Origin of the sequence: Histidinibacterium lentulum (assembly GCF_003789055.1) — a bacterium.
GTDB lineage: Bacteria > Pseudomonadota > Alphaproteobacteria > Rhodobacterales > Rhodobacteraceae > Oceanicola > Oceanicola lentulus.
In genome coordinates this window covers 43,972-63,847 of record NZ_ML119085.1, presented here as the reverse complement: position 1 = coordinate 63,847, position 19,876 = coordinate 43,972, and the positions used below count along the sequence as shown (strand labels likewise).

17 protein-coding genes are annotated in these 19,876 nt (G+C 69.4%); 8 read left to right on the top strand and 9 right to left on the bottom strand.

The window, feature by feature from the left end; genetic code table 11:
* Positions 1-3: 3 nt before the first annotated feature.
* The gene (locus tag EAT49_RS11050; RefSeq protein ID WP_123642384.1) at positions 4-213 is read right to left on the bottom strand and encodes an orotidine 5'-phosphate decarboxylase; all 210 of its coding nucleotides are present in this window, start codon (positions 211-213) and stop codon (positions 4-6) included.
* 138 nt (positions 214-351) lie between these two features.
* On the bottom strand, positions 352-1,056 hold the full coding sequence (gene pyrF, locus EAT49_RS11045) for an orotidine-5'-phosphate decarboxylase (RefSeq protein WP_123642383.1): 705 nt from the start codon (positions 1,054-1,056) through the stop codon (positions 352-354).
* A 127-nt stretch (positions 1,057-1,183) separates the two neighbouring features.
* On the opposite strand from pyrF, the gene EAT49_RS11040 reads away from it, so the two are divergent.
* The 4 genes from EAT49_RS11040 to EAT49_RS11025 all read left to right on the top strand — a co-directional run bounded on the left by EAT49_RS11040 (position 1,184) and on the right by EAT49_RS11025 (position 6,385).
* On the top strand, positions 1,184-2,254 hold the full coding sequence (locus EAT49_RS11040) for a WD40/YVTN/BNR-like repeat-containing protein (RefSeq protein ID WP_185020729.1): 1,071 nt from the start codon (positions 1,184-1,186) through the stop codon (positions 2,252-2,254).
* An 80-nt stretch (positions 2,255-2,334) separates the two neighbouring features.
* Positions 2,335-2,829 (top strand): hypothetical protein, encoded by a 495-nt coding sequence (locus EAT49_RS21130; RefSeq protein WP_185020728.1) that lies wholly within the window; start codon positions 2,335-2,337, stop codon positions 2,827-2,829.
* 134 nt (positions 2,830-2,963) lie between these two features.
* The gene (clpB, locus tag EAT49_RS11030) at positions 2,964-5,582 is read left to right on the top strand and encodes an ATP-dependent chaperone ClpB (RefSeq protein WP_123642381.1); all 2,619 of its coding nucleotides are present in this window, start codon (positions 2,964-2,966) and stop codon (positions 5,580-5,582) included.
* 74 nt (positions 5,583-5,656) lie between these two features.
* A complete protein-coding gene (locus tag EAT49_RS11025; protein WP_123642380.1) occupies positions 5,657-6,385 on the top strand; it encodes a DUF4336 domain-containing protein in 729 nt (242 codons plus the stop codon).
* A gap of 55 nt (positions 6,386-6,440) precedes the next feature.
* On the opposite strand, the gene EAT49_RS11020 is transcribed toward EAT49_RS11025, so the two are convergent.
* The 4 genes from EAT49_RS11020 to EAT49_RS11005 are packed head-to-tail and all read right to left on the bottom strand — an operon-like array spanning position 6,441 to position 13,231.
* Positions 6,441-8,516 carry a hypothetical protein gene (locus EAT49_RS11020; protein ID WP_123642379.1) on the bottom strand — a complete coding sequence of 692 codons (2,076 nt, stop codon included), beginning with the start codon at positions 8,514-8,516 and terminating at the stop codon, positions 6,441-6,443.
* Positions 8,517-8,541: 25 nt separating this feature from the next.
* A complete protein-coding gene (locus tag EAT49_RS11015; RefSeq protein WP_123642378.1) occupies positions 8,542-11,349 on the bottom strand; it encodes a DUF4159 domain-containing protein in 2,808 nt (935 codons plus the stop codon).
* A gap of 5 nt (positions 11,350-11,354) precedes the next feature.
* Positions 11,355-12,227: a DUF58 domain-containing protein gene (locus EAT49_RS11010; RefSeq protein WP_123642377.1), complete on the bottom strand. Its 873-nt coding sequence runs from the start codon at positions 12,225-12,227 to the stop codon at positions 11,355-11,357.
* Positions 12,224-13,231 carry an AAA family ATPase gene (locus EAT49_RS11005; protein ID WP_123642376.1) on the bottom strand — a complete coding sequence of 336 codons (1,008 nt, stop codon included), beginning with the start codon at positions 13,229-13,231 and terminating at the stop codon, positions 12,224-12,226. The genes EAT49_RS11010 and EAT49_RS11005 overlap by 4 nt, the downstream gene beginning before the upstream one ends.
* 84 nt (positions 13,232-13,315) lie before the next feature.
* Here EAT49_RS11005 and EAT49_RS11000 point away from each other — a divergent pair, with 84 nt between their 5' ends.
* The 3 genes from EAT49_RS11000 (at position 13,316) to EAT49_RS10990 (ending at position 15,114) form a co-directional block, all read left to right on the top strand.
* The gene (locus EAT49_RS11000) at positions 13,316-13,876 is read left to right on the top strand and encodes a DUF1285 domain-containing protein (protein WP_123642375.1); all 561 of its coding nucleotides are present in this window, start codon (positions 13,316-13,318) and stop codon (positions 13,874-13,876) included.
* Positions 13,877-13,960: 84 nt separating this feature from the next.
* Positions 13,961-14,389 (top strand): VOC family protein, encoded by a 429-nt coding sequence (locus EAT49_RS10995; RefSeq protein ID WP_246003831.1) that lies wholly within the window; start codon positions 13,961-13,963, stop codon positions 14,387-14,389.
* Positions 14,390-14,394: 5 nt separating this feature from the next.
* The gene (locus tag EAT49_RS10990; RefSeq protein ID WP_123642374.1) at positions 14,395-15,114 is read left to right on the top strand and encodes a helix-turn-helix transcriptional regulator; all 720 of its coding nucleotides are present in this window, start codon (positions 14,395-14,397) and stop codon (positions 15,112-15,114) included.
* Between the two features lie 107 nt (positions 15,115-15,221).
* Here EAT49_RS10990 and EAT49_RS10985 read toward each other — a convergent pair whose 3' ends face one another.
* Positions 15,222-17,063, bottom strand: coding sequence for a vWA domain-containing protein (locus tag EAT49_RS10985; RefSeq protein WP_425459523.1), 1,842 nt, complete (start codon positions 17,061-17,063; stop codon positions 15,222-15,224).
* Between the two features lie 203 nt (positions 17,064-17,266).
* Positions 17,267-17,803, bottom strand: a complete 537-nt coding sequence (locus tag EAT49_RS10980) for an RNA polymerase sigma factor (RefSeq protein WP_123642627.1) — start codon at positions 17,801-17,803, stop codon at positions 17,267-17,269.
* Between the two features lie 120 nt (positions 17,804-17,923).
* Between EAT49_RS10980 and EAT49_RS10975 the strand changes: the two genes are divergently transcribed.
* A complete protein-coding gene (locus EAT49_RS10975; protein ID WP_123642372.1) occupies positions 17,924-18,706 on the top strand; it encodes an alpha/beta hydrolase in 783 nt (260 codons plus the stop codon).
* 68 nt (positions 18,707-18,774) lie between these two features.
* Here the strand turns inward: EAT49_RS10975 and EAT49_RS10970 are convergent, their stop codons facing one another.
* Entirely contained in the window at positions 18,775-19,737 is a 963-nt protein-coding gene (locus EAT49_RS10970) for a P1 family peptidase (protein ID WP_123642371.1), read from the bottom strand.
* Positions 19,738-19,876: the final 139 nt, after the last annotated feature.

Genomic DNA, 19,876 nt, shown 5'->3' with positions numbered 1-19,876 from the left:
AAATCAGTAGACGGCCCGCAGTCCGGGGCTGTCGGACATGGCGCGGGCCTGGCGCTTCAGGGCCTCGCGCAGATCGGCCTCCGGCATGTCGAGCGGCGCCGCGACCTGGCAGGGATAACGAAACGTGCGCCCGGCGCGATGGATGTCGACACGGGCCTCGAATGCCGCGAGAGCGGCGTTGTAGCGGATAGGTCCGATTTCGGTACGGCTCATGGTCCGGCCTCCTCAAGGGCTGTCACCTGCGTCGGTGTCGCGTCCATAACAGCGCCGGGGCAGGTTTGGTTGCACCGCTCACGACAAAAATCGAAGAATTTCGCTTTTCGGGGTGGACAGCCTGTCGGGCGCCACGACTCAGGGTCGGGTCAATGCGTCCCGGATCGAGCGCGCAGCCGCGGCCGGGTCGGCAGCCTGCCAGATCGGGCGCCCCACCACCACATGATCCGCGCCGGCCGCTATGGCGGCCTCGGGGGTGGCGATCCGCTTTTGGTCGCCGGGGTCGGACCCCGCGGGACGGACACCGGGCGTGACGATGAGCCGGCCCGCGGCCTCGGGCAGGGCACGGATCGCGGCGGCTTCCGCCGGGCTCGCGATGACCCCATCGGCCCCGGCTTCGAAGGCGCGGGCCGCACGTTCGGACACGAGGTCCCCGACCGCCCCGGCGCGGATCATGGCGTTGTCGAGGTCCTCGCGGTCGAGGGAGGTCAGGATGGTCACGGCGAGGATCTTCATGTCGGACCCGGCGGCCCCTGCGCGCGCCGCGCGGACCACATGGGGGTCGCCGTGCACGGTGAGGAAATCGAGGTCGAAGCGGGCAAGGCCCCGGACCGCGGCCTCCACGGTCGCGCCGATGTCGAAGAGCTTCATGTCGAGGAAGATGCGCTTGCCATGCTCGTCCTTGAGTTCGCGCGCCAGCGCGAGGCCACCCCCGGTGAGCATGCCGAGGCCGATCTTGTAGAAGCTGACGCTGTCTCCGAGACGGCCGGCAAGGGTCAGGCCCGCATGGGCGTCGGGCAGGTCGAGGGCCACGATGAGGCGGTCGTCTGCGGTCTCGGTCATGGCGGTCTCCCTCGGCTGTGGCGGGGGGGTGCCCGGTGCCGGGTGTCTCGTCAAGCGCCCCGACAGATTCCCCGATGCGGGGGTGGCCGGCCGTGGTATGGGAGGGCATCGTGGGGGGAGGGCGGTCATGACCCGCATTCTGGTACTGCTGGGAACGAGCAAGGGCGCGTTCTTTCTGGAGAGCGACGCGGCGCGAGAAGATTGGGTCCTGCACGGCCCGTTCTGCGAGGCGACGGATCTCAATCACGTCAAGGGCGATCCGTCGACGGGTGCAATCTACGCGGCGGGCGGCAACCCTTGGTTCGGGCTCGACATCTGGAAGACTAGCGATCTCGGTTCGAGCTGGACGAAATCGGCGGAGGGTCTGTCTCTGCCCGGCGAGGAGGCCCTCGATTCGGTCTGGTCGCTGGGGATCGGCGAGGGACGCATCTATGCGGGAACCCGGCCCGCCGCGCTGTTCGAGAGCCGGGACGGTGGAGAGACATGGCACCATCTCGAGGGATTGCAGGCGCATCCGTCCCGGCCCGAGTGGCCCCCTGGAGGCGCGGGGCTGACGCTGCATCACATCGTGACAGATCCGGCGAACCCGGAGCGGCTGTGGGTCGGGATTTCCTCTGCGGGAACCTTCTATTCCGAGGATGGCGGGGTGAGCTGGCGGACCCGCAACAGCGGCATCAAGGTCGTGGGCTGGGAGAAGGGGGACGTGACCTATCCCGAGTTCGGCAATTGCGTGCACGGGCTGGCCTTGGGCCCCGGGGGGACGATGTACCAACAAGGGCATCAGGGTATGTACCGCAGCGATGACCTCGGCGCGGAGTGGCAGGACATTTCCGCGGGGCTCCCCTCGACCTTCGGTTTTCCGGTCGTCGCGCATCCGCACGATCCGGAGACCGCGTGGTTCTTCCCGATGAACGGCGACATCAAGGGTCGTCATTGTCCGGACGGCAAGGCAGCGGTCTGGCGCACGCGGGACGGCGGTCGGAGCTGGGAGGACCTGCGAGAGGGGCTGCCGCAGGAGCATTGCTACTTCACCGTCCTCCGGCAGGCGATGGCGGGTGACGGGTTGGATGAGGTCGGGATCTATTTCGGCACGAACTCGGGATCGGTCTATGCCAGCCGGGACGGGGGTGCGCGCTGGTCCTGCCTGCGCCGCGATCTGCCCATGATCCGCTCGGTGGAGACGATGATTCTGGCGTGACTCCGCCGGTTGAGAAAGGTCTTGGAACGTCGCGGCCTCCGCCGGGTTCACTTGCCGATCAATTGGCAAGGAGTGAACCCATGGCGAACGAGCGAGACAACCGGCGCAGCGATGTGCCGAAGAGCGGCGGCAACACCTCCACCATCATCGGCGTGGTCGTCGTCGTGATCGTGGTGCTGGTCCTGGCCTTCTGGCTGTGGCCGACGGGCGATGGCGACATGATCGACGAACCCAATGTCGAGAGTATCCGGCAGGGTGAGGGCACCGATCCGGAGGGGGTTGCCGACATTCCTGGCGAGACGGGCGTCGGCGACGACGAGTCCGTGATCCAGAACGGCGAGAATACCGAACTCGATCCGATCACCGACCAGACGCTCGAAGTGCCGGACAGCGAGGGTCTCGACACCACGCCGGGCGAAGCGCCGGAGGGCGCCGAGATTGCGCCGAACGAGCCTGACACGCTGGAAGCGCCGACCCTCGAGGACGAGGCGCCAGCGGTCGAGGACGACGCTCCGGTCGTCGAGGAAGACGCTCCGGTCGTCGAGGAAGACGCTCCGGTCGTCGAGGAGCAGTAATTCTCTCCGGGCAGGCGTTCACGCTGCCTTGAACGCCTGCCCGCATCTCCCCACATCCTGTGCCGAAGGCCGGTAAGGACTGCGCTGCGTGGCGGGCGGTCCATGGGTCCGGTGCTTGAAGAGGAGAGATGGCGATGAACTTGGACAAGTTCACGGAACGGTCGCGCGGCTTCGTACAGGCGGCGCAGACCATCGCGATGCGGGAAAATCATCAGCGGCTTGCGCCGGAGCATTTGCTCAAGGCGCTTCTTGACGACGAGGAGGGTCTCGCGGCCAACCTGATCGGCCGCGCGGGCGGGTCCGCCGACGCGGTACGGCAGGCGCTGGATCTGGCGCTTGGCAAGCTGCCCAAGGTGTCGGGCGAGGGCGCCCAGCTCTATCTCGACCCGACAATGGCGAAGGTCATGGACGAGGCGGAGAAGCTGGCGAAGAAGGCCGGCGACAGTTTCGTGCCCGTGGAGCGGCTACTGACCGCGCTAGCCATCGTGAAATCGAAGGCCAAGGAGGCTCTGGACGCGGGCGCGGTGACGGCGATGGGCCTCAATTCCGCGATCAACGACCTGCGCAAGGGCCGGACCGCAGACAGCGCCTCGGCCGAGGACAGCTACGAAGCGCTGAAGAAATACAGCATCGACCTGACGGAGCGCGCGAAAGCCGGGAAGATCGACCCGATCATCGGGCGCGACGAGGAAATCCGCCGCGCGATGCAGGTGCTGAGCCGCCGGACCAAGAACAACCCCGTGCTGATCGGGGAGCCCGGCGTCGGCAAGACCGCCATCGCCGAGGGTCTTGCTCTGCGCATCGTGGACGGCGACGTGCCGGAAAGTCTGCGCAACAAGCGGCTGCTGGCCCTCGACATGGGCGCGCTGATCGCGGGCGCGAAATATCGCGGCGAGTTCGAGGAGCGGCTGAAGGCGATCCTGAAGGAGATCGAGACCGCGGCGGGCGAAATCCTGCTGTTCATCGACGAGATGCACACGCTTGTCGGTGCTGGCAAGGCCGACGGCGCGATGGATGCAGCCAACCTCATCAAGCCGGCGCTGGCGCGGGGCGAGTTGCACTGCATCGGGGCCACGACGCTCGACGAGTATCGCAAGCATGTCGAAAAGGACGCGGCGCTCGCGCGGCGGTTCCAGCCGCTGATGGTGGAGGAGCCCACGGTCGAGGACACCGTCTCGATCCTGCGCGGCATCAAGGAAAAGTACGAGCTGCACCACGGCGTGCGGATCGCCGACGCGGCGCTGGTGGCTGCGGCGACGCTGAGCCATCGCTACATCACCGACCGCTTCCTGCCCGACAAGGCGATCGACCTTGTCGACGAGGCGGCGAGCCGTCTCAGGATGGAGGTGGACAGCAAGCCCGAGGAGCTGGACCAGCTCGACCGGCAGATCCTGCAGCTTCAGATCGAGGCCGAGGCGCTGAAGAAGGAAGACGACCAGGCGTCGAAGGACCGGCTGGAGAAGCTGGAGAAGGAGCTGTCGGATCTTCAGGACCAGTCCGCGCAAATGACCGCCAAGTGGCAGTCCGAGCGCGACAAGCTCGAGTCGGCCCGCGACCTGAAGGAAAAGCTGGACCGCGCTCGCGCGGACCTCGAGATCGCGAAACGGGAGGGCAACCTGGCGAAGGCGGGGGAGCTCAGCTACGGGATCATCCCGCAGCTCGAGCGGGAGTTGGGCCAGGCCGAGGCCGCCGAGGACGAGGGGCTCATGGTCGAGGAGGCCGTGCGGCCCGAGCAGATCGCCGAGGTGGTGGAGCGCTGGACCGGCATTCCGACGTCCAAGATGCTGGAGGGCGAACGCGAGAAGCTCCTGCGCATGGAAGAGGGCCTGCATGCCCGCGTGATCGGACAGGAGACGGCCGTGCGTGCCGTGGCCAATGCTGTGCGGCGCGCCCGCGCGGGCCTGAACGACGAGAACCGGCCGCTGGGTTCGTTCCTGTTCCTCGGCCCCACGGGCGTGGGCAAGACCGAGCTGACAAAGGCCGTGGCGGAGTTCCTCTTCGACGACGACAGCGCCATGGTGCGGATCGACATGTCGGAGTTCATGGAGAAGCACTCCGTGGCCCGGCTGATCGGCGCGCCCCCGGGCTATGTCGGATACGACGAGGGCGGCGTGCTGACCGAGGCGGTGCGGCGAAGGCCCTACCAGGTGATCCTGTTCGACGAGGTCGAGAAGGCGCATCCGGACGTGTTCAACGTGCTTCTGCAGGTGCTGGACGATGGGGTGCTGACCGACGGCCAAGGCCGGACGGTCGATTTCAAGCAGACGCTGATCGTGCTGACCTCGAACCTCGGGTCCCAGGCGTTGAGCCAGCTGCCGGAGGGGGCGGATAGTGCCCAGGCGCGGCGGGACGTGATGGACGCGGTGCGCGCCCATTTCCGGCCGGAGTTCCTGAACCGGCTCGACGAGACGGTGATCTTCGACCGGCTGACACGCGGCGACATGGACGGGATCGTGACGATCCAGCTGCGTCGGCTGGAGAAGAGGCTGGCCCAGCGCAAGATCGTGCTGGAACTGGACGAGGGCGCGCGGAAGTGGCTGGCCGACGAGGGCTATGACCCGGTGTTCGGCGCGCGGCCCCTGAAACGCGTGATCCAGCGGTCGCTGCAGGATCCGCTCGCGGAGATGTTGCTGGCGGGCGACATCCTCGATGGCCAGACGCTCCCGGTGACCGCCGGGTCCGAAGGGCTGATCGTGGGCGACCGCGTGGGCAGCTCGAACCGCGGGCGGCCCGAGGACGCGGTGGTGCATTGACCGGTCCGGATGGAAGGGCTGGAGGGGGTTCGCCGGGTGGTGGACCCCCACTTCGCGCGCCGGGTTGACCGAAGATGCGACCAACCGGATACGAGCCGCTCCATACCCTGAAGCCGGTCACGACCGATGTCTGGGTGGTGGACGGGGGTTGGATCCGGTTTTATGGCCTGCCGTTTCCGACCCGGATGACGGTGATCCGCCTGGCGGATGGCGGCCTTTGGGTGCATTCGCCGGTCGCCGACCGGAACGGTGTCGCTGCCGCGGTCGCCGGTCTCGGCCCGGTGCGGCACCTGATTGCGCCCAACTGGATTCACTATGCCTGGATTCCGGACTGGCAGTCCCAATTTCCCGAAGCGGCGACCTGGGCGAGTCCCGGTGTCGCGGATCGCGCGAGGAGCCGGGGCATGAGCCTCGCGGTCGATGCCGTCCTCTCCGATGCCGCGCCTCCGGTCTGGGAAGGTCAGATCGACCAGCGCCTGGCGGACTCAGGCCAGCACCGTGAGGTCGTGTTCTTTCACCGGGCCAGCCGGACGCTGATCCTCACGGACCTGATCGAGAATTTCGAACCCGCCAGGATGCCGTGGTGGGCGCGACCGCTGCTGAAGTTCGGACGGGTGTGTCACCCGGACGGAAGGATGCCCCGCGACATGGCGGCGACGTTCCGGCGGGACCCGGAGCATCTGAAGGATGTGGTCGAGACCATGATCGGCTGGCAACCCGAACGCGTCATCCTTGCCCATGGCCGATGGTACGAGCGGGATGGCGTGGTGGAACTGCGGCGGGCCTTCCGGGACCTTCTGTGAAGGTTTGTGAGGTTCGGGTGAAACCCACCCCATCCGGGCACGATATCCGCTCTTCTCAGCGGCGCCCCTCTCGCAGCCAGGCGGCAACGACAAGGCCGGCGGCAAGGAGCAGGAACAGCCAAGCGGGCAAGAGCGGCGAGATTCGGATATCGGCGGTCAGGTAGGCCTCGCGCGGGGTGATGCCGAGCCAGCCGCGGCCCGAGGCGGGGCGCCCCTCGCGAACCGTACGGATGTCGGGAGCACCTTCGGACATGGCGAGAATCGCGCCGTTCGGGCCCTCGACGAAGGGCTCCAGCGACTCGGCGGAGGCGATCGTCTGCTCGAACTCGCGTGGCGCGGAGGGCCCGAGGGCGATCACCGTCTCCTCGGTGCCGTCCGTCAGGCGGTAGAGGCCCATCTCTGGCGCTTCCCATGTGGTCGTGAACCGCCCGGGACTCACCTCTTCCAACGAAAGCTCGGTTTCGGTGCCGTCGGGATGGGTCACGGTGACGGATCCCACGTCCTGTCCGAGGCTGCGGCGGGTGATGCGCATGGTCTGGCCGGTGGCCTGGGCGACGAGCGCCTCCTCCTCCAGCTCGGGCTCCTTCATCATCCAGTGGGCGAGCCGGCGCAGGAGTTCCAGCTGAGGCCCGCCGCCCTCGTAGCCTCGGTTCCAGAGCCAGATGTGATCGGAGGCCATGAGCGCGACGCGCCCCTCGCCATAGCGGTCCAGCAGCAGGAGCGGGCGCTCGCCCACGCCCTCCATCAGCACATGGGCGGAAGGGGTGGCCTCCACCTCGATCTGGCGGAACCATCGGCCCCAGGCCGGCGGGGCATCGTCGTCGGCGGTGGCGAGGGTCGGAGGCTCCAGCCCCTCGGTGACCGGGTGGCGCTGGCCGAGGTCCGACAGGAGCGGGGTGAATCCCTCCTCGATCACGCGGGCGGTGGGCGCTCCCGGCAGCATGTCCGCAAGGGGCGAGCGGTACAGGCTGTCGGCGCTGGCGTAGTCGGGACCGGCGGCGACCAGGACTGCTCCGCCCGCCTCGACATAGGAGCGGATGTTGTCGAAGTAGATCGACGGGAGGATGCCGCGGCGCTTGTATCGGTCGAAGATGATGAGATCGAACTCGTCGATCTTCTCGAGGAAGAGCTCGCGGGTCGGGAAGGCGATAAGCGACAGCTCGTCCACCGGCACGCCGTCCTGCTTCTCGGGCGGCCGCAGGATCGTGAAATGTACGAGATCGACGGAGCTGTCGGATTTCAGGAGGTTCCGCCAGGTGCGCTCGCCCGGGTGCGGCTCTCCGGAAACCAGGAGCACGCGCAGGCGGTCGCGGACGCCGTTGATCTGCAGCACCGCGGCGTTGTTGCGGGCCGTCAGCTCACCCTCGGCGAATGGGGTTTCGAACTGCAGGACGTTCATGCCTCCATGGGGCAGGGTCACGGGCAGCTCGAGGTCCTCGTTCACTGGCACTTCGAACTCCATGGGCCTGCCGCCGTCGACGGCGATGGTCAGCGGCACGGTGGTGGTCTCCGGCGCGGCGCCCTGATCCTCCACCCGCAGGGTGAGGGTGACAGGCTCGCCGAGGATGGCGAAGGCGGGGGCGTTCGTCAGCACCAGTCTGCGATCCCAGTCTTCGGGCTCGCCCGAAATCAGCGCATGGAGTGGCGCAGGGAAGCGTTCCGGCGCGCGCGCGGCGTCGTGAAGGCGGCCGTCGGTCAGCAGGAACAGGCCCGCCACGCGGGCCTGGGGTTCCTCGGCGAGGGCCTCGGCGAGGGCGCTCATCAGAAGCGTGCCGCCGTCGCCCTCGGTGTCGCCCAGTTCCACGACGCGGAGTTCGGTATTCTCGAGTGCAGCGATTTCGGAGCGGAGGTTCTCGAGAGCGGCCTCGGTCTGATCGGGGCGGCCCGCGATGCGCTGGGAGGCGGAGCGGTCGACCACGGCGATCACGATGTCCGACAGCGGCTCGCGCTCCTCCCGCTGAAGCGAGGGGTTGGCGACGGCCGCAAGGAGGGCGACGGCAGCGAGGCCGCGCAGCCACCAGCCGGCGAGCCTGCGCCAGACGGCCAGGGCGATGGAAACCGCCGCAAGGGCGATTGCGGCCCAGAGCAGGACAAGCGGGATCAGCGGATCGAGAATCAGGCTGCCGGTCACGAGACTTCCTTACTGGTCATCCGCATCACTGACCGAGCCGGTCGAGCAGGGCGGGCACATGGACCTGGTCGGATTTGTAGTTGCCGGTGAGGACATGCATCACGAGGTTGACGCCGAAGCGGAAGGCCAGCTCGCGCTGTCGCTCTCCCGCCATCCCGCGGCCAACGGGGTACATCCACGTCCCGTTCGGGCCGATGGCCCATGCCGCCGCCCAGTCATTGCCGCCGATCACGACCGGGGTCACGCCGTCGTTGAGATCGCGGAAAGGCATGCCTTCGACCTGTTCGGCATCGGGTGGAGAGGCCTCGACCCAGACCTCGCGGCCAGGGTGGCGACCAGGGAAATCCTGCAGCAGATAGAATGTGCGGGTCAGGACATGGTCCTGCGGCAGGGGTTCCAGCGGCGGAATATCGAGGGGGCGGGCGATGGCCTGAAGCTTGCGGCCCTCGGGTGTCGCGGCCCCGAAGCCTGCGATGTCGCCGTCGCGGGTGTCGAAGACGATCATTCCACCCGAGCGAAGGTAGCGGTTGAGCTTGTCGTAGGCCTGGCTCGAGGGGAGCTGCTGGTCCGCGGTCACGGGCCAGTAGAGAATGGGGAAGAAGGCCAGTTCGTCGGTCTCGATATCGACGCCGAGGGGCGCGGCGGGCTCGATCGAGGTGCGACGGAAGAGCGTGTCGGACAGGCCTCGGAGGCCGGCCTCCGCGACCCGGTCAATCTCGGCGTCGCCGGTGAGGACATGGGCGAGCACGACCTCGGTCGTGGCGCGCAGGGCGAGGGCGTCCTCGGCGAAGTCGGTAGCGATTTCCGGCCCCGGTGCCGGCGCGGGGGTCTGGGCGAGGGCGCCCTCCGGCGTCAGGGCGAGGACGGCCAGCAGGGCCACCGCGGCGGATGCGGCACGTGGACCGCGCAGGCGACCGGAGAGGGCGAGCGAGGCCAGGATGTCGGCGAGGAGGAGTAGCAGGGCCGCGCCGAGAAGCCAGCCCTTGAGGTCAGTCTGCCGGGTCACGTCCAGTCCTTCCACGGTGATGCGGGGAGGCCATGAGATTGCGGAGAGGGTGCGGTCCGCCGCGATCACGTTGACCGCGATGCGGCGGTCGTCGCCGGCGTAGAGGCCTGGGGGCAGCTCCGGGCCGGGCGCGCCCTCGGCCAGCCGTTCGCCGGGCACGCCGGGCAGAGCTCCGGCATCCTCGACGCGGCCGAAGGCGGTCAGGACCTCCTCTGGCTGCCAGACGGTCCCTTCGAGTTCCGCCGCCTCCGGTGTGGCCGGGCGGGTCGACACGGCGAGGCGCTCGAGCATGTCCACGAAGAGGCCCGAGAGCGGCAGGGTGGACCATTCGGCATTGGCGGTAACGTGGAAGAGCACGACGGCGCCTTCACCCACGTCCTTGCGGGTGACGAGGGGCGTCCCGTCGGCGAGTTGGGCGATCACGCGGTCGGCGAGAGTCGGATCGGGCTGCGCCATGACCTGGGCATTCACCGTCACGTCGTCCGGCACGGAAAGACCGGCGAAGGGGCCGTCGTCGGGGAAGGGGGCCAAAGCCTTCGGCTCGCCCCAGCTCATGGCGCCCCCCACGGTGCGCCCCCCCGCGCGAAGACGCACAGGCAGGAGCGGGTCCTCCTCGGCGCGGCTGACATCCGATGCGGCGAGTCGGGGACCGGCGAAGCGCAGGAGAAGGCCGCCGGTCTCCACCCATTCCCGGACGGTCTCGGCCTCGCCCGGCGCGAGGGTGGCGACATCGGCGAAGACGATCACGTCGGGATTGGCGAGGAGCACGTCCGTCAGATCGCCGTCGATCAGGTCGGCGGTCGGGGCCAGCGCCTCGTTGAGGTAGTAGAGCGGGTCGAGCAGTTCGAGCCCCTCGCGGTCCTCGCGCCCGGCAATCAGGGCCACCTCCCGGCGCTGGAGGGCGTCGTCGGTGAGGGCCACGGCACCGGCGGACCTAAGGCCCTCGATCTCGAAGCGGGTGACGCGGTTGCGCAGTTCGGGAGGCAGCACGAGCCGTGCCTCGGTGGACGCGTCGCCCGGCTCGAACCGGGCGGTCGCGGAGGCGAGGCGGCGTTCGGCACCGGCGGGATCGAGGCCCATGGCGGCGATGGCGACATCCTGGGCTGTGTCGACTTGCGCGCGCAGGACCGGAACGGTCACCGTACCGTCCTCGAAGAGCGCAGGGGCGAGGGCGAGGACGGGGCGCGGGCTTTCGAAGACGGTGACGGTGCCGCGGGCTTCGAGGCTGTCCAGCAGGCCGGAGCGGCTGTCACGGGCAAGGCCGTCGGAAAGCCAGAACGTGTCGAAGTACCCCTCGAGGGTCTCGGCCCAGGCCAGCGCGGCTTCGGCGTCGGGTTCCCAGGGCGAGGGGTCGAGTGCGGGGAGACGCTGGGCCACGGCGTCGGCGGCCTGGAAGGTCACGCCGTCGGGCGGCAGATCGGTGAGCGAGACGAGGGCCGTCGCACGACCGTCCCGGCTTGCTTCCTCGAGGGCCGCGGCGATTCGGTCGGTGCGGCGGTCCCAGTCCCGCGCGTCGGCCCATGTGCCGTCAGTGAGGATCAGCAAAGGACCGCTGCCGGAACGTTCGGCCTGCGGGTTGAGCACGGGGCCGGCAAAGCCCGCGATCACCAGCGCCACGGCGAACATCCGCAGGAGCAGCAGCCACCACGGCGTGCGGTCGGTCTGGCTTTCGTCGTCGGTGAGGCCCAGCAGCAGCGCCACGCCGGGAAAGCGGCGGCGCACCGGCGCGGGCGGCACGGCGCGCAGGAGGATCCACAGGATCGGCAGGGCGATCAGGCCCAGCAGAAGCCAGGGCGCCGCGAAACCTATGGGGCCGAGGGTCCACATGCCGATCAGACCCGCCGTTCCAGAGCGGCATGGAGCCACAGGAGGGCGCCCGCGGCACTGTCGCCCGTATGGTGGGTGTGGAACTGCCAGCCGGTCTCCCGGGCAAGGGCCGAGATGCGGTCCTTTCGTTCAGCAAGACGGTCGAGATAGGCGCGGCGCAGATCTCCGGCCTTGAGCGTCTCGTGCCGGAGCGCGCCGGTCATGCTTTCGAAGATGGTGCGACCGTCGAAGGGGAAAGCCTCCTCCTGCGGGTCGAGCACCTGGAGGATGGCGCCGCGCACGCCGCGGTCCGCGGCCTTGGTCAGGGCGGCCTCGACGGGGTCGATGTCGCCCAGGAAATCGGAGATGAACAGGGCGCGGCTGTGGGGGAGCATCCCGTCGGTTTCCGGCGTGCCGTAATCGCCCTCGTGATCCTCGGAAAAGAGCGCGGCCATGCGCAGCAGCTGGGTCTCGCCCCCCCGGGGCGGCAGGCGCAGACCGGTCAGCCCGACGCGCTCGCCCGCGCGGATCATCAGGACAGCTGCGGCCAGCGCAAGGACGCGGGCGCGCAGCGCCTTGGTCGGTCCGTCCTTGAGGGACCCGAAGGACATGGAGGCCGAGAGATCGACCCAGAGGATCACCGATTGCGCGATCTGCCATTCCCGTTCGCGCACGAAAGTGGCGTCGGACCGGCCGGAGCGGCGCCAGTCGATCATGCGCGCCTCGTCGAAGGGCATCGCCTGCCGGTACTGCCAGAAGTCGTCGCCTACCCCCGAGCGCCTGCGCCCGTGGGAGCCCAGCAGCACCGTGGTCGCAAGGTGCTCGGCCTCCGCGAGGAGCGGCGGGAAGGGGGCGGCGAGATCCTCGGCCGCTCCACGCAGGAGATGGGGATTGCTCAAGCGGCGGCCTCGACGCGGGTGACGCGGCTGGCAACCTCGTCGATGACGCGGGAGAGCCTCTCGCCCCGCGCGCGGGCTGCGAAGGAGAGGGCCATGCGGTGTTGCAGGACCGGCCCGGCCATGGCGCGCACGTCCTCGGCGGAGGGCGAAAGGCGGCCGTGGGTCAGGGCCTCGGCCCTTGCCACGAGCATCAGGGACTGGGCGGCGCGGGGGCCGGGACCCCAGCTGACGGAGCTCTTCACGATATCGGGGGCGGTGCTGTCATGGGGACGGCAGGCGCGCACGAGGTCGAGGATCATCTCGACCACGGCCTCGCCCACGGGCATCCGGCGCAGGAGGGTCTGGGCGGCGAGGAGTTCGTCCGAGGTGAAGACCTGTTCGGACTCGGCCTCGCTGACACCGGTGGTCGCCAGAAGGATGTCGCGCTCGGTGGCGCGCTCCGGATAGGCAACGTCGATCTGCACGAGGAAGCGGTCGAGCTGTGCCTCGGGAAGGGGATAGGTGCCCTCCTGCTCGATCGGGTTCTGGGTGGCGAGAACGTGGAACGGCTTGCCCAGGGGGCGATGCTCGCCGGCGACCGTCACCTCGCGCTCCTGCATGGCCTGCAGGAGAGCGGACTGGGTGCGGGGGCTGGCGCGGTTGATCTCGTCAGCCATCAGGAGCTGGCAGAAGACCGGCCCCTCGATGAAACGGAAGGCGCGCCGGCCGTCCTGGTCCGTGTCGAGCACCTCGGAGCCGAGGATGTCGGCCGGCATCAGGTCGGGGGTGAACTGGATGCGGCTGGTATCGAGGCCCATGACCTTGGCGAGCGTCCCGACGAGGCGGGTCTTGCCGAGGCCAGGCAGGCCGATCAGCAGGCCGTGCCCGCCCGACACGAGGGTCGCAAGCGACAGGTCGACGACGCGCTCCTGCCCGATGAAGCGGCGGCCGATGCTCTCGCGCGCCTTGATCAGCTTTTCGCCCAGCGCCTCGATCTCGCCCACCAGGGCAGCATCGTCGGTCATGGCAATCTCCTCAGGGTCGTCCTAGGTGGGATCAGGACAACAGATATGGCGACCGGCCCCAATGGCAAAATGGGAGGGCGACACATGGATGTGACCGTATCCGCCGACAGCTTGGCGAAATCCGCCCGGGCTGCCGCGAAAAAAGGCCCGCCGCCTGTGGACAAGTGGGATCCGCCGTTCTGCGGGGATCTCGACATGCGGATCGCGCGGGACGGAACGTGGTTCTACCAGGGCACCCCGATCGGGCGTCCTGCACTGGTGAAGCTCTTCGCGTCGATCTTGAGGAAGGAAGGCGAGAGCTACTTCCTCGTGACCCCGGTGGAGAAGGTCGGGATCTCGGTGGAGGACGCGCCCTTCGTGGCGGTCGATTTCGAGGAGACCAGGGAGGGCCTTCTGTTCACCACCAATGTGGGGGATCAGGTGCTGGCCGGGCCGGAGCATCCGATCCGGGTGGAGCGGGACCGGGAGACGGGAGAGCCGGCACCCTATGTGAACATCCGCCGCAACCTCGAGGCGCTGATCGACCGCAAGAGTTTCTATCGCCTGGTGGAACTGGGTGACACGGAGACCCACCAGCGAGAGGACTGGTTCGGGCTCAGGTCCGGCGGGCGGTTCTTTCCGATAATCCCGGCGAAGGAGCTGTAGCGGGCCGTGCGGCCTGCTGACACAATGCTGTCAGCAGGGCTGTGGGAAGGTCGGACATCGCCACCGACAGAGGAGATACGAGCGATGACGACTCAGGAGTTGATGGCCGACCCGGATGCGACGATGCCCGGAGCGGTGCCGATCGTGTGCTGGACGGAGATCCCAGTGACGGATCTGGAGCGGGCCTGCGCCTTCTACAGTGCGGTTTTCGGCTGGACGATGACGATCCGCGACGAACCGCCGAACCCCATGGCCTTGTTCAACGACGACATGGGGACTGCCGGCGGGCATCTCTATCCCGGCAAACCGGCCGGACCTGCCGGTTCCGTTGGACCGACGATCCATCTGTTCGTACCCGACAGCGTGGAGGCCGCGGCCGAGCGCGTCGCGGCCCATGGCGGCTTGGTCACGGGGCCGGTGATCCCGCTGCCGCCCCACGGGCGTTTTCAGTACGCGTCGGACCCGGACGGCAATTCCATCGGCCTCTTCGAGGCGCTGGGTCCGGCGGCCTGACTCCCATGCGCCGCGCCGACCGGCTGTTCCGGATCGTCCAGTGCATGCGGGGCGGGCGGCTGGTGACGGCCCGGGGGCCGGCGGAGCGGTTGGAGGTCACGCCCCGGACAATCTACCGGGACGTGGCCGACCTCATGGCCTCCGGCGTGCCAATCGAGGGTGAGGCCGGGGTCGGCTATGTGCTTCGGGAGGGCCATCATCTGCCGCCGCTGATGTTCACCGCGTCCGAGGTCACGGCGCTGGTCGCGGGTGCGCGGCTGCTTCGCGCGTGGGGCGGGGCGGAGATGGCCGCCTCCGCGGAGGAAGCGCTGGTGAAGATTGAGGCGGTGCTGCCCGAGAAGGCGCGGGCGCAGGCGGCCCGAGTGTCCGTCCATGCCTTCGGCCTGCCGGAAATGTCGCCCCGCGTTCGCGAGCTGATCGACGTCCTGGAGACCGCGACCGAGGCACGGCAACGGCTGAACCTGGACTATGCCGACGCCGGAGGCCTGGCCTCGCGCCGGGTGGTTCGGCCACTGGGGCTGTGGTTCTGGGGCAAGGTCTGGACGCTGGTTGCCTGGTGCGAGCTGCGGAGCGATTTCCGGATGTTCCGGCTGGACCGAATCCGCGAGGTCGTGCCGGGGGAGAGGTTCCGCGAGGAGAAGGGGCGGACGATGCGGGACTTCCTCCGCGCGGAGGCCTGCGAGGAAGCGGTGACTGATAGAGGGCCGGAGACGGGGGAACCGTGACCGCATAGTGCCGTGTCAATACCGGCGGCGCGGCAGGTGGCAGGACCGCCCGACACACTTGGCGGTGCAGGCCGGGCTGAAGCCCGGCCGGCGGGATATGGCCGTTGTCAGCGGGCGATCGATTGGGCAAGGCGCATGAGGCGGACGGCTTCGGTGCGGTAGCCGAAAGGATCGTCGCCGCGGGCGGAGTTGGCGAGGTCGATCGCCTCGGCATAGCTCCAGTCGCCGAGGTAGTCGGAGCCCCGAAGCAGCTCGCCGAAGCCCGCTATGGCGGCGGCGAAACGGGTGTCGTCATCGGCGGTGAGGTCCGTCGCGATGGGGGCCTCGATCAGGCGGGAGGCGTCCTCTCCCGGGGCCTTGTAGCGCAGGCGCAGGAAGCCGAGTTCCTCGTCGGACGCTGGCGCATCGGTCTCGGCGGCGGAGTAGCGCAGGGGGTCGGTCAGGCGGGCGGGAGAGCCCGTGGGCGTGATCTCGTATAGGGCCGTCACCGAATGGCCCGCGCCAAGCTCGCCCGCGTCCACGGCGTCGTTGTTGAAATCCTCGCGGCGCAGGGCGCGTGTCTCATAGCCGATGAGCCGGTATTCCGCCACGGCGGCCGGGTTCCATTCGACCTGTATCTTCACATCGTCGGCGATCGGAAAGAGCGCGCCGGTGAGCTGGTCCACCAGCACCTTCTGCGCCTCGGAGAGCGTTTCGATATAGGCCGCCGTGCCGTTGCCGGTCTGCGCCAGCGCCTGCATCGTGGCGTCGTCGAGATTTCCGCGCCCGAAGCCCAGCACCGAGAGATAGGTGCTGCTGTCGCGCCTCTCGGCGATGAAGTCCTCCAGCGCTTCGGGGTCCGACAGCCCCACGTTGAAATCGCCGTCCGTGGCGAGGATCACGCGGCCGACCTCGCCGTCCCCGGCCATCTCGGCGGCGGTGGCATAGGCCTGTTCGAGGCCGCCCTGGCCGTTGGTGGAGCCGCCCGCCGTGAGCTGGTCCAGCGCGGCGAGGATCGTCTCGCGTTCGGAAGCGGGCGTGGGATCGAGCACGCGGCCGGCAGAGCCCGCGTAGGTGACGATGGCGACCTCGTCCTCGGGGCGCAGTTCCGACAGCATGAGGCGGAAGGACTGGACGAGGAGCGGCAGCTTGTCGGGACTCTCCATGGAGCCCGAAGTGTCGATCAGGAAGACGAGGTTGAGCGGCGGGCGGTCCTCGACGACGGGCAGAATGCCCTGAAGGCCGATGCGGACGAGTTGCGTGCCTTCGTTCCAGGGTGTCTCGATCACGCCCAGATCGACGGCGAAGGGCGCCTCTCCCGCGGCGGGGGCGGGGTAGTCGTAGGGGAAGTAGTTGATCATCTCCTCGATGCGCACGGCCTCCGCCGGGGGCAGGGTGCCCCGCGACAGGAATGAACGGATCACCGACCAGGAGGCGGTGTCGACGTCGATGGAGAAGGTGGAGACCGGCTCCTCGGCGGTGACCCTCAGGCCGGAGGAGTCCTCGTTGGCAAAGGCCTCGGCGGAGTCCTCGGGGAAAGGCATGACCTCTTCGTATGCGATGCCGTTGCCCGCGGCCTCGAGGCGCATCGGCGCGGCGGGGGCGACGCGGGCCAGGGGCATCGGCGCGGATTCGGCCATGGGGGCCTCGGCGATGCTGGCAACGGGGGGCGGCGCGGCGGCGCTGTCGGACTGGTCCGCGAGGGCGGCCGGATCGGAGACGACGCTGGTTTCGGCCGGTTCGGACTCGGCGGCGGCCTGCCCCGACGGGGCGCTTTCTGCCAGCGTGGCAGGCTCCGGTGAGGCACCTGCGGCGGAATCCTCCGGCGTGCGGGGAGCGGGGATTTCGGCTACGTCGAGCGCTCCGGGCCGCATCAGCTCCCGGCCCTCGGGCGTCAGGAACAGAAGGCCCGCGGCGACGAGGGCGGTGGTGGCGACGAGGCCGCCGCGTGGAGAGAGACGGGTCATCATGGTGCGTGCTCCTGCAAAGAGGCCCTTTCGGGCGGGTGCAGGTCTGTGACGCGGGTCCGTGGCCGATCCTTGGGGCGCGGTTGCGTGAAATGTCTCGAACGTCGCCTGTGCGCGGGCAAGGGCCGCGGTCCGCGCATTCGGGTCGGGCGCTGGGGTCGCGGCACGCAGGGCCTCTTGAAGGCGTTCCGTCTCGTCCGGGCGGGTCATTCCGCCTCCTCTCTCTCTTTCAGCGCGCGCAGGCGCTTCTTAACCTCCGACATGCGCCAGCTCACCGTGCCCTCGGACACGCCCAGGATTGCGCCCGCCTCCCGGTGGCTCAGGTCATCGAGCACGAGGGCCGCGGTGTCGCGCAGTTCCTCAGGCAGGGCGCGCATGGCGGTGGTGAGCCAGTCGAGGCGGTCCTGCTCCTCGCGCCCGGCCTCGGTGCGCGCGAGTTCCCAGTCGCCCCATCCGTCCGTCGCCTTCATGTAGGTGGCCTGGCGGCGTCTGCGATCATGGGCGGCGTTCACCGCGACGCGGTAAAGCCATGTCGTAAGGCGGGACTGTCCGCGAAACGAGCCGAGTTTGGCCGGCAGGGCGGCGCAGATGTCCTGGGTCAGGTCCTCGGCCTCGGCTCGGCTGCCGGTGAGGCGGAAGGTCAGGGCGAAGAGGCGGTCGTAGACCCGCTCGAGCAGGGTTGCGAAGGCCTGTCCGTCGCCTCCCGCGGCCGCAAGGGCCAGGTCCTCGTCGCTCGTGTTCATGCGCATCACGGTTGGTTCGACGCGGGGCGGCGGTCAATCCTTGGCGGGGGCACCCGTTCGACGCACGGGGCTTGACGCCGGGCGCGCCGACGGCGGTAAGGGAGCGAAGGGAGGACATCCATGACCAGCCAGGCGGAGCATGACGACGCATGGGCGAACGCCGCCCATATTCCGGGGGCGGAGGGCTATGTCGCGCGCTGGGCGGAGGCGGCGGAGGCATTCCGCGAGCTCCATCCGCCGGAGGTGCTGCGCCATGGCCCGGGCGCGCGGCGTGATGTCGATCTGTTCCGGCCCAAGGGTGCGACGAAGGGACTGGTCGTCTTCGTGCACGGCGGCTACTGGCTGCGGTTCGGGCCAAGGGACTGGTCGCATCTGGCTGCCGGGGCGCTGGCGGAGGGCTGGGCGGTGGCGCTGCCGGGCTATGACCTTTGTCCCGCCGTCAGGATCGCGGAAATCACCCGGCAGATCGCGGCGGCGGTAGACGTGGCGGCGGAGGCAGTGGCGGGGCCGGTGCGGCTCGCCGGGCATTCGGCGGGCGGGCACCTTGTGGCACGGATGGGGGACGAAGGGCTGCCGCTCGCCTGTCGTGGGAGGGTAGCGCGGATCGTGCCGATCTCTCCGGTGGCGGATCTTGCACCCTTGATGCTGACAAGCATGAACGAGAGGCTGCGGATCGACGCGGCGGAGGCGCGGGCGGAAAGCCCTGTCCATCAGCCGCGCCCGGACGTGCCTGTCCATGTCTGGGTCGGTGCGGACGAGCGGCCGGTCTTCGTTGCGCAGGCCAAGGCCCTCGCGGAGGCCTGGGAGGCGGAGCTGACGGTCGAGGCCGGGCGGCACCACTTCGACGTGGTCGAGGGGCTGGAGGGTGCGGACTCTGCCCTGCTGCGGGCGGTGCTGGGTTAGGGTCCGGCGGCAGGATCCGCAATCGTGACCGGGACACATTTTTCGCCGCGATGGCGTGGCCCCATGCCTTACCCGAAACGCGCCCGCCAGGCGGGCAAGAGGTCGCCCGGCTCCGATGCTGCGAGCCAGACCGCGCGGGCAATGGCGCGGGCGAGGCAAAGTGCCGCGCCGTGGGCGAGGCGGACCGGATCCGTTTCGGGGCCGCTGCCGGTGGAGAGGGCAAAGACAAGGTCTCCGTCCATGGCGGTATGGGAGGGCACCAGCGCGCGGGCCATGCCGTCATGGGCGGCGATGGCGAGGCGGGTACAGCCGGACTTGTCGAGGCGCGCGTCGGTAGCGACCACCGCGATGGTGGTGGCGCCGTCGAGTTTTGTCCTGGGCCAGTCCGCAGGGGCATCGGCGGCCTGACCGAGCCCGCCGAACTCGGCGCCGATCTCGAACGGCGCGGCCCAGAAATGCGGGCCGTCGCCCACAGTGGCGGACCCCAGCGCGTTGACGGCCACCAGAGCGGCGACGGTGGCCTCTCCCACCATGAGCGAGGCCGAGCCGAGGCCGCCCTTGAGCGTGGCCGTGGTGGCGCCGGCGCCCGCGCCTGCGGTCCCGAGGGCGAACTCGGTTCCCGCGGCGGCCAGAGCCTCCGCGCCGAGACGATGGTAGGGCAGGGGGCCTGTCGTGTCGCCGCCATTGGCGAGGTCGAAGAGGATCGCTGCGGGCACGATGGGGACGCGGTGGCCGGCGACCTCGAAGCCCTTGCCGCGAGCGGCGAGAGCCTCGGCCACGCCCTGCGCCGCCGCCAGGCCGAAGGCGGAGCCCCCGGCGAGAACGAGGGCATGGACCTCCGACACGGTCTTGTCCGGGGCGAGGAGGTCCGTCTCACGTGTGCCGGGGGCGCCGCCCATGACATGAACCCCGGCGGCAAAAGGGTCGGAGGAGGTGACGACCGTGACGCCGGAGCGGCGGCGGGGACAGGCGGCGTTGCCGACGAGAAGGCCGGGCACGTCGGTCAGAAGGTTCTTCGGTCCGGTCTGCATCTCGGGAAGGATGCCGCAATCACCTGACCCGCGCCATGGGCACGAGAGCCGCTTGACGCAGAGGCGGCGCAAGGCTTCAGTCCGAACGCCGCGCGATGGCGTCGCGCGGGCCTGTCCGTTACCCGTCCTGTACGCCGGG

Bases quoted from the DNA above. Each gene is read 5' to 3' on its own strand.
- EAT49_RS11050 (WP_123642384.1), bottom strand. From the start codon at position 213: ATGAGCCGTACCGAAATCGGACCTATCCGCTACAACGCCGCTCTCGCG.
- pyrF (WP_123642383.1), bottom strand. From the start codon at position 1,056: ATGACCGAGACCGCAGACGACCGCCTCATCGTGGCCCTCGACCTGCCC.
- EAT49_RS11040 (WP_185020729.1), top strand. From the start codon at position 1,184: ATGACCCGCATTCTGGTACTGCTGGGAACGAGCAAGGGCGCGTTCTTT.
- EAT49_RS21130 (WP_185020728.1), top strand. From the start codon at position 2,335: ATGGCGAACGAGCGAGACAACCGGCGCAGCGATGTGCCGAAGAGCGGC.
- clpB (WP_123642381.1), top strand. From the start codon at position 2,964: ATGAACTTGGACAAGTTCACGGAACGGTCGCGCGGCTTCGTACAGGCG.
- EAT49_RS11025 (WP_123642380.1), top strand. From the start codon at position 5,657: ATGCGACCAACCGGATACGAGCCGCTCCATACCCTGAAGCCGGTCACG.
- EAT49_RS11015 (WP_123642378.1), bottom strand. From the start codon at position 11,349: ATGTGGACCCTCGGCCCCATAGGTTTCGCGGCGCCCTGGCTTCTGCTG.
- EAT49_RS11005 (WP_123642376.1), bottom strand. From the start codon at position 13,231: ATGACCGACGATGCTGCCCTGGTGGGCGAGATCGAGGCGCTGGGCGAA.
- EAT49_RS11000 (WP_123642375.1), top strand. From the start codon at position 13,316: ATGGATGTGACCGTATCCGCCGACAGCTTGGCGAAATCCGCCCGGGCT.
- EAT49_RS10995 (WP_246003831.1), top strand. From the start codon at position 13,961: ATGACGACTCAGGAGTTGATGGCCGACCCGGATGCGACGATGCCCGGA.
- EAT49_RS10990 (WP_123642374.1), top strand. From the start codon at position 14,395: ATGCGCCGCGCCGACCGGCTGTTCCGGATCGTCCAGTGCATGCGGGGC.
- EAT49_RS10985 (WP_425459523.1), bottom strand. From the start codon at position 17,063: ATGATGACCCGTCTCTCTCCACGCGGCGGCCTCGTCGCCACCACCGCC.
- EAT49_RS10980 (WP_123642627.1), bottom strand. From the start codon at position 17,803: ATGAACACGAGCGACGAGGACCTGGCCCTTGCGGCCGCGGGAGGCGAC.
- EAT49_RS10975 (WP_123642372.1), top strand. From the start codon at position 17,924: ATGACCAGCCAGGCGGAGCATGACGACGCATGGGCGAACGCCGCCCAT.
- EAT49_RS10970 (WP_123642371.1), bottom strand. From the start codon at position 19,737: ATGCAGACCGGACCGAAGAACCTTCTGACCGACGTGCCCGGCCTTCTC.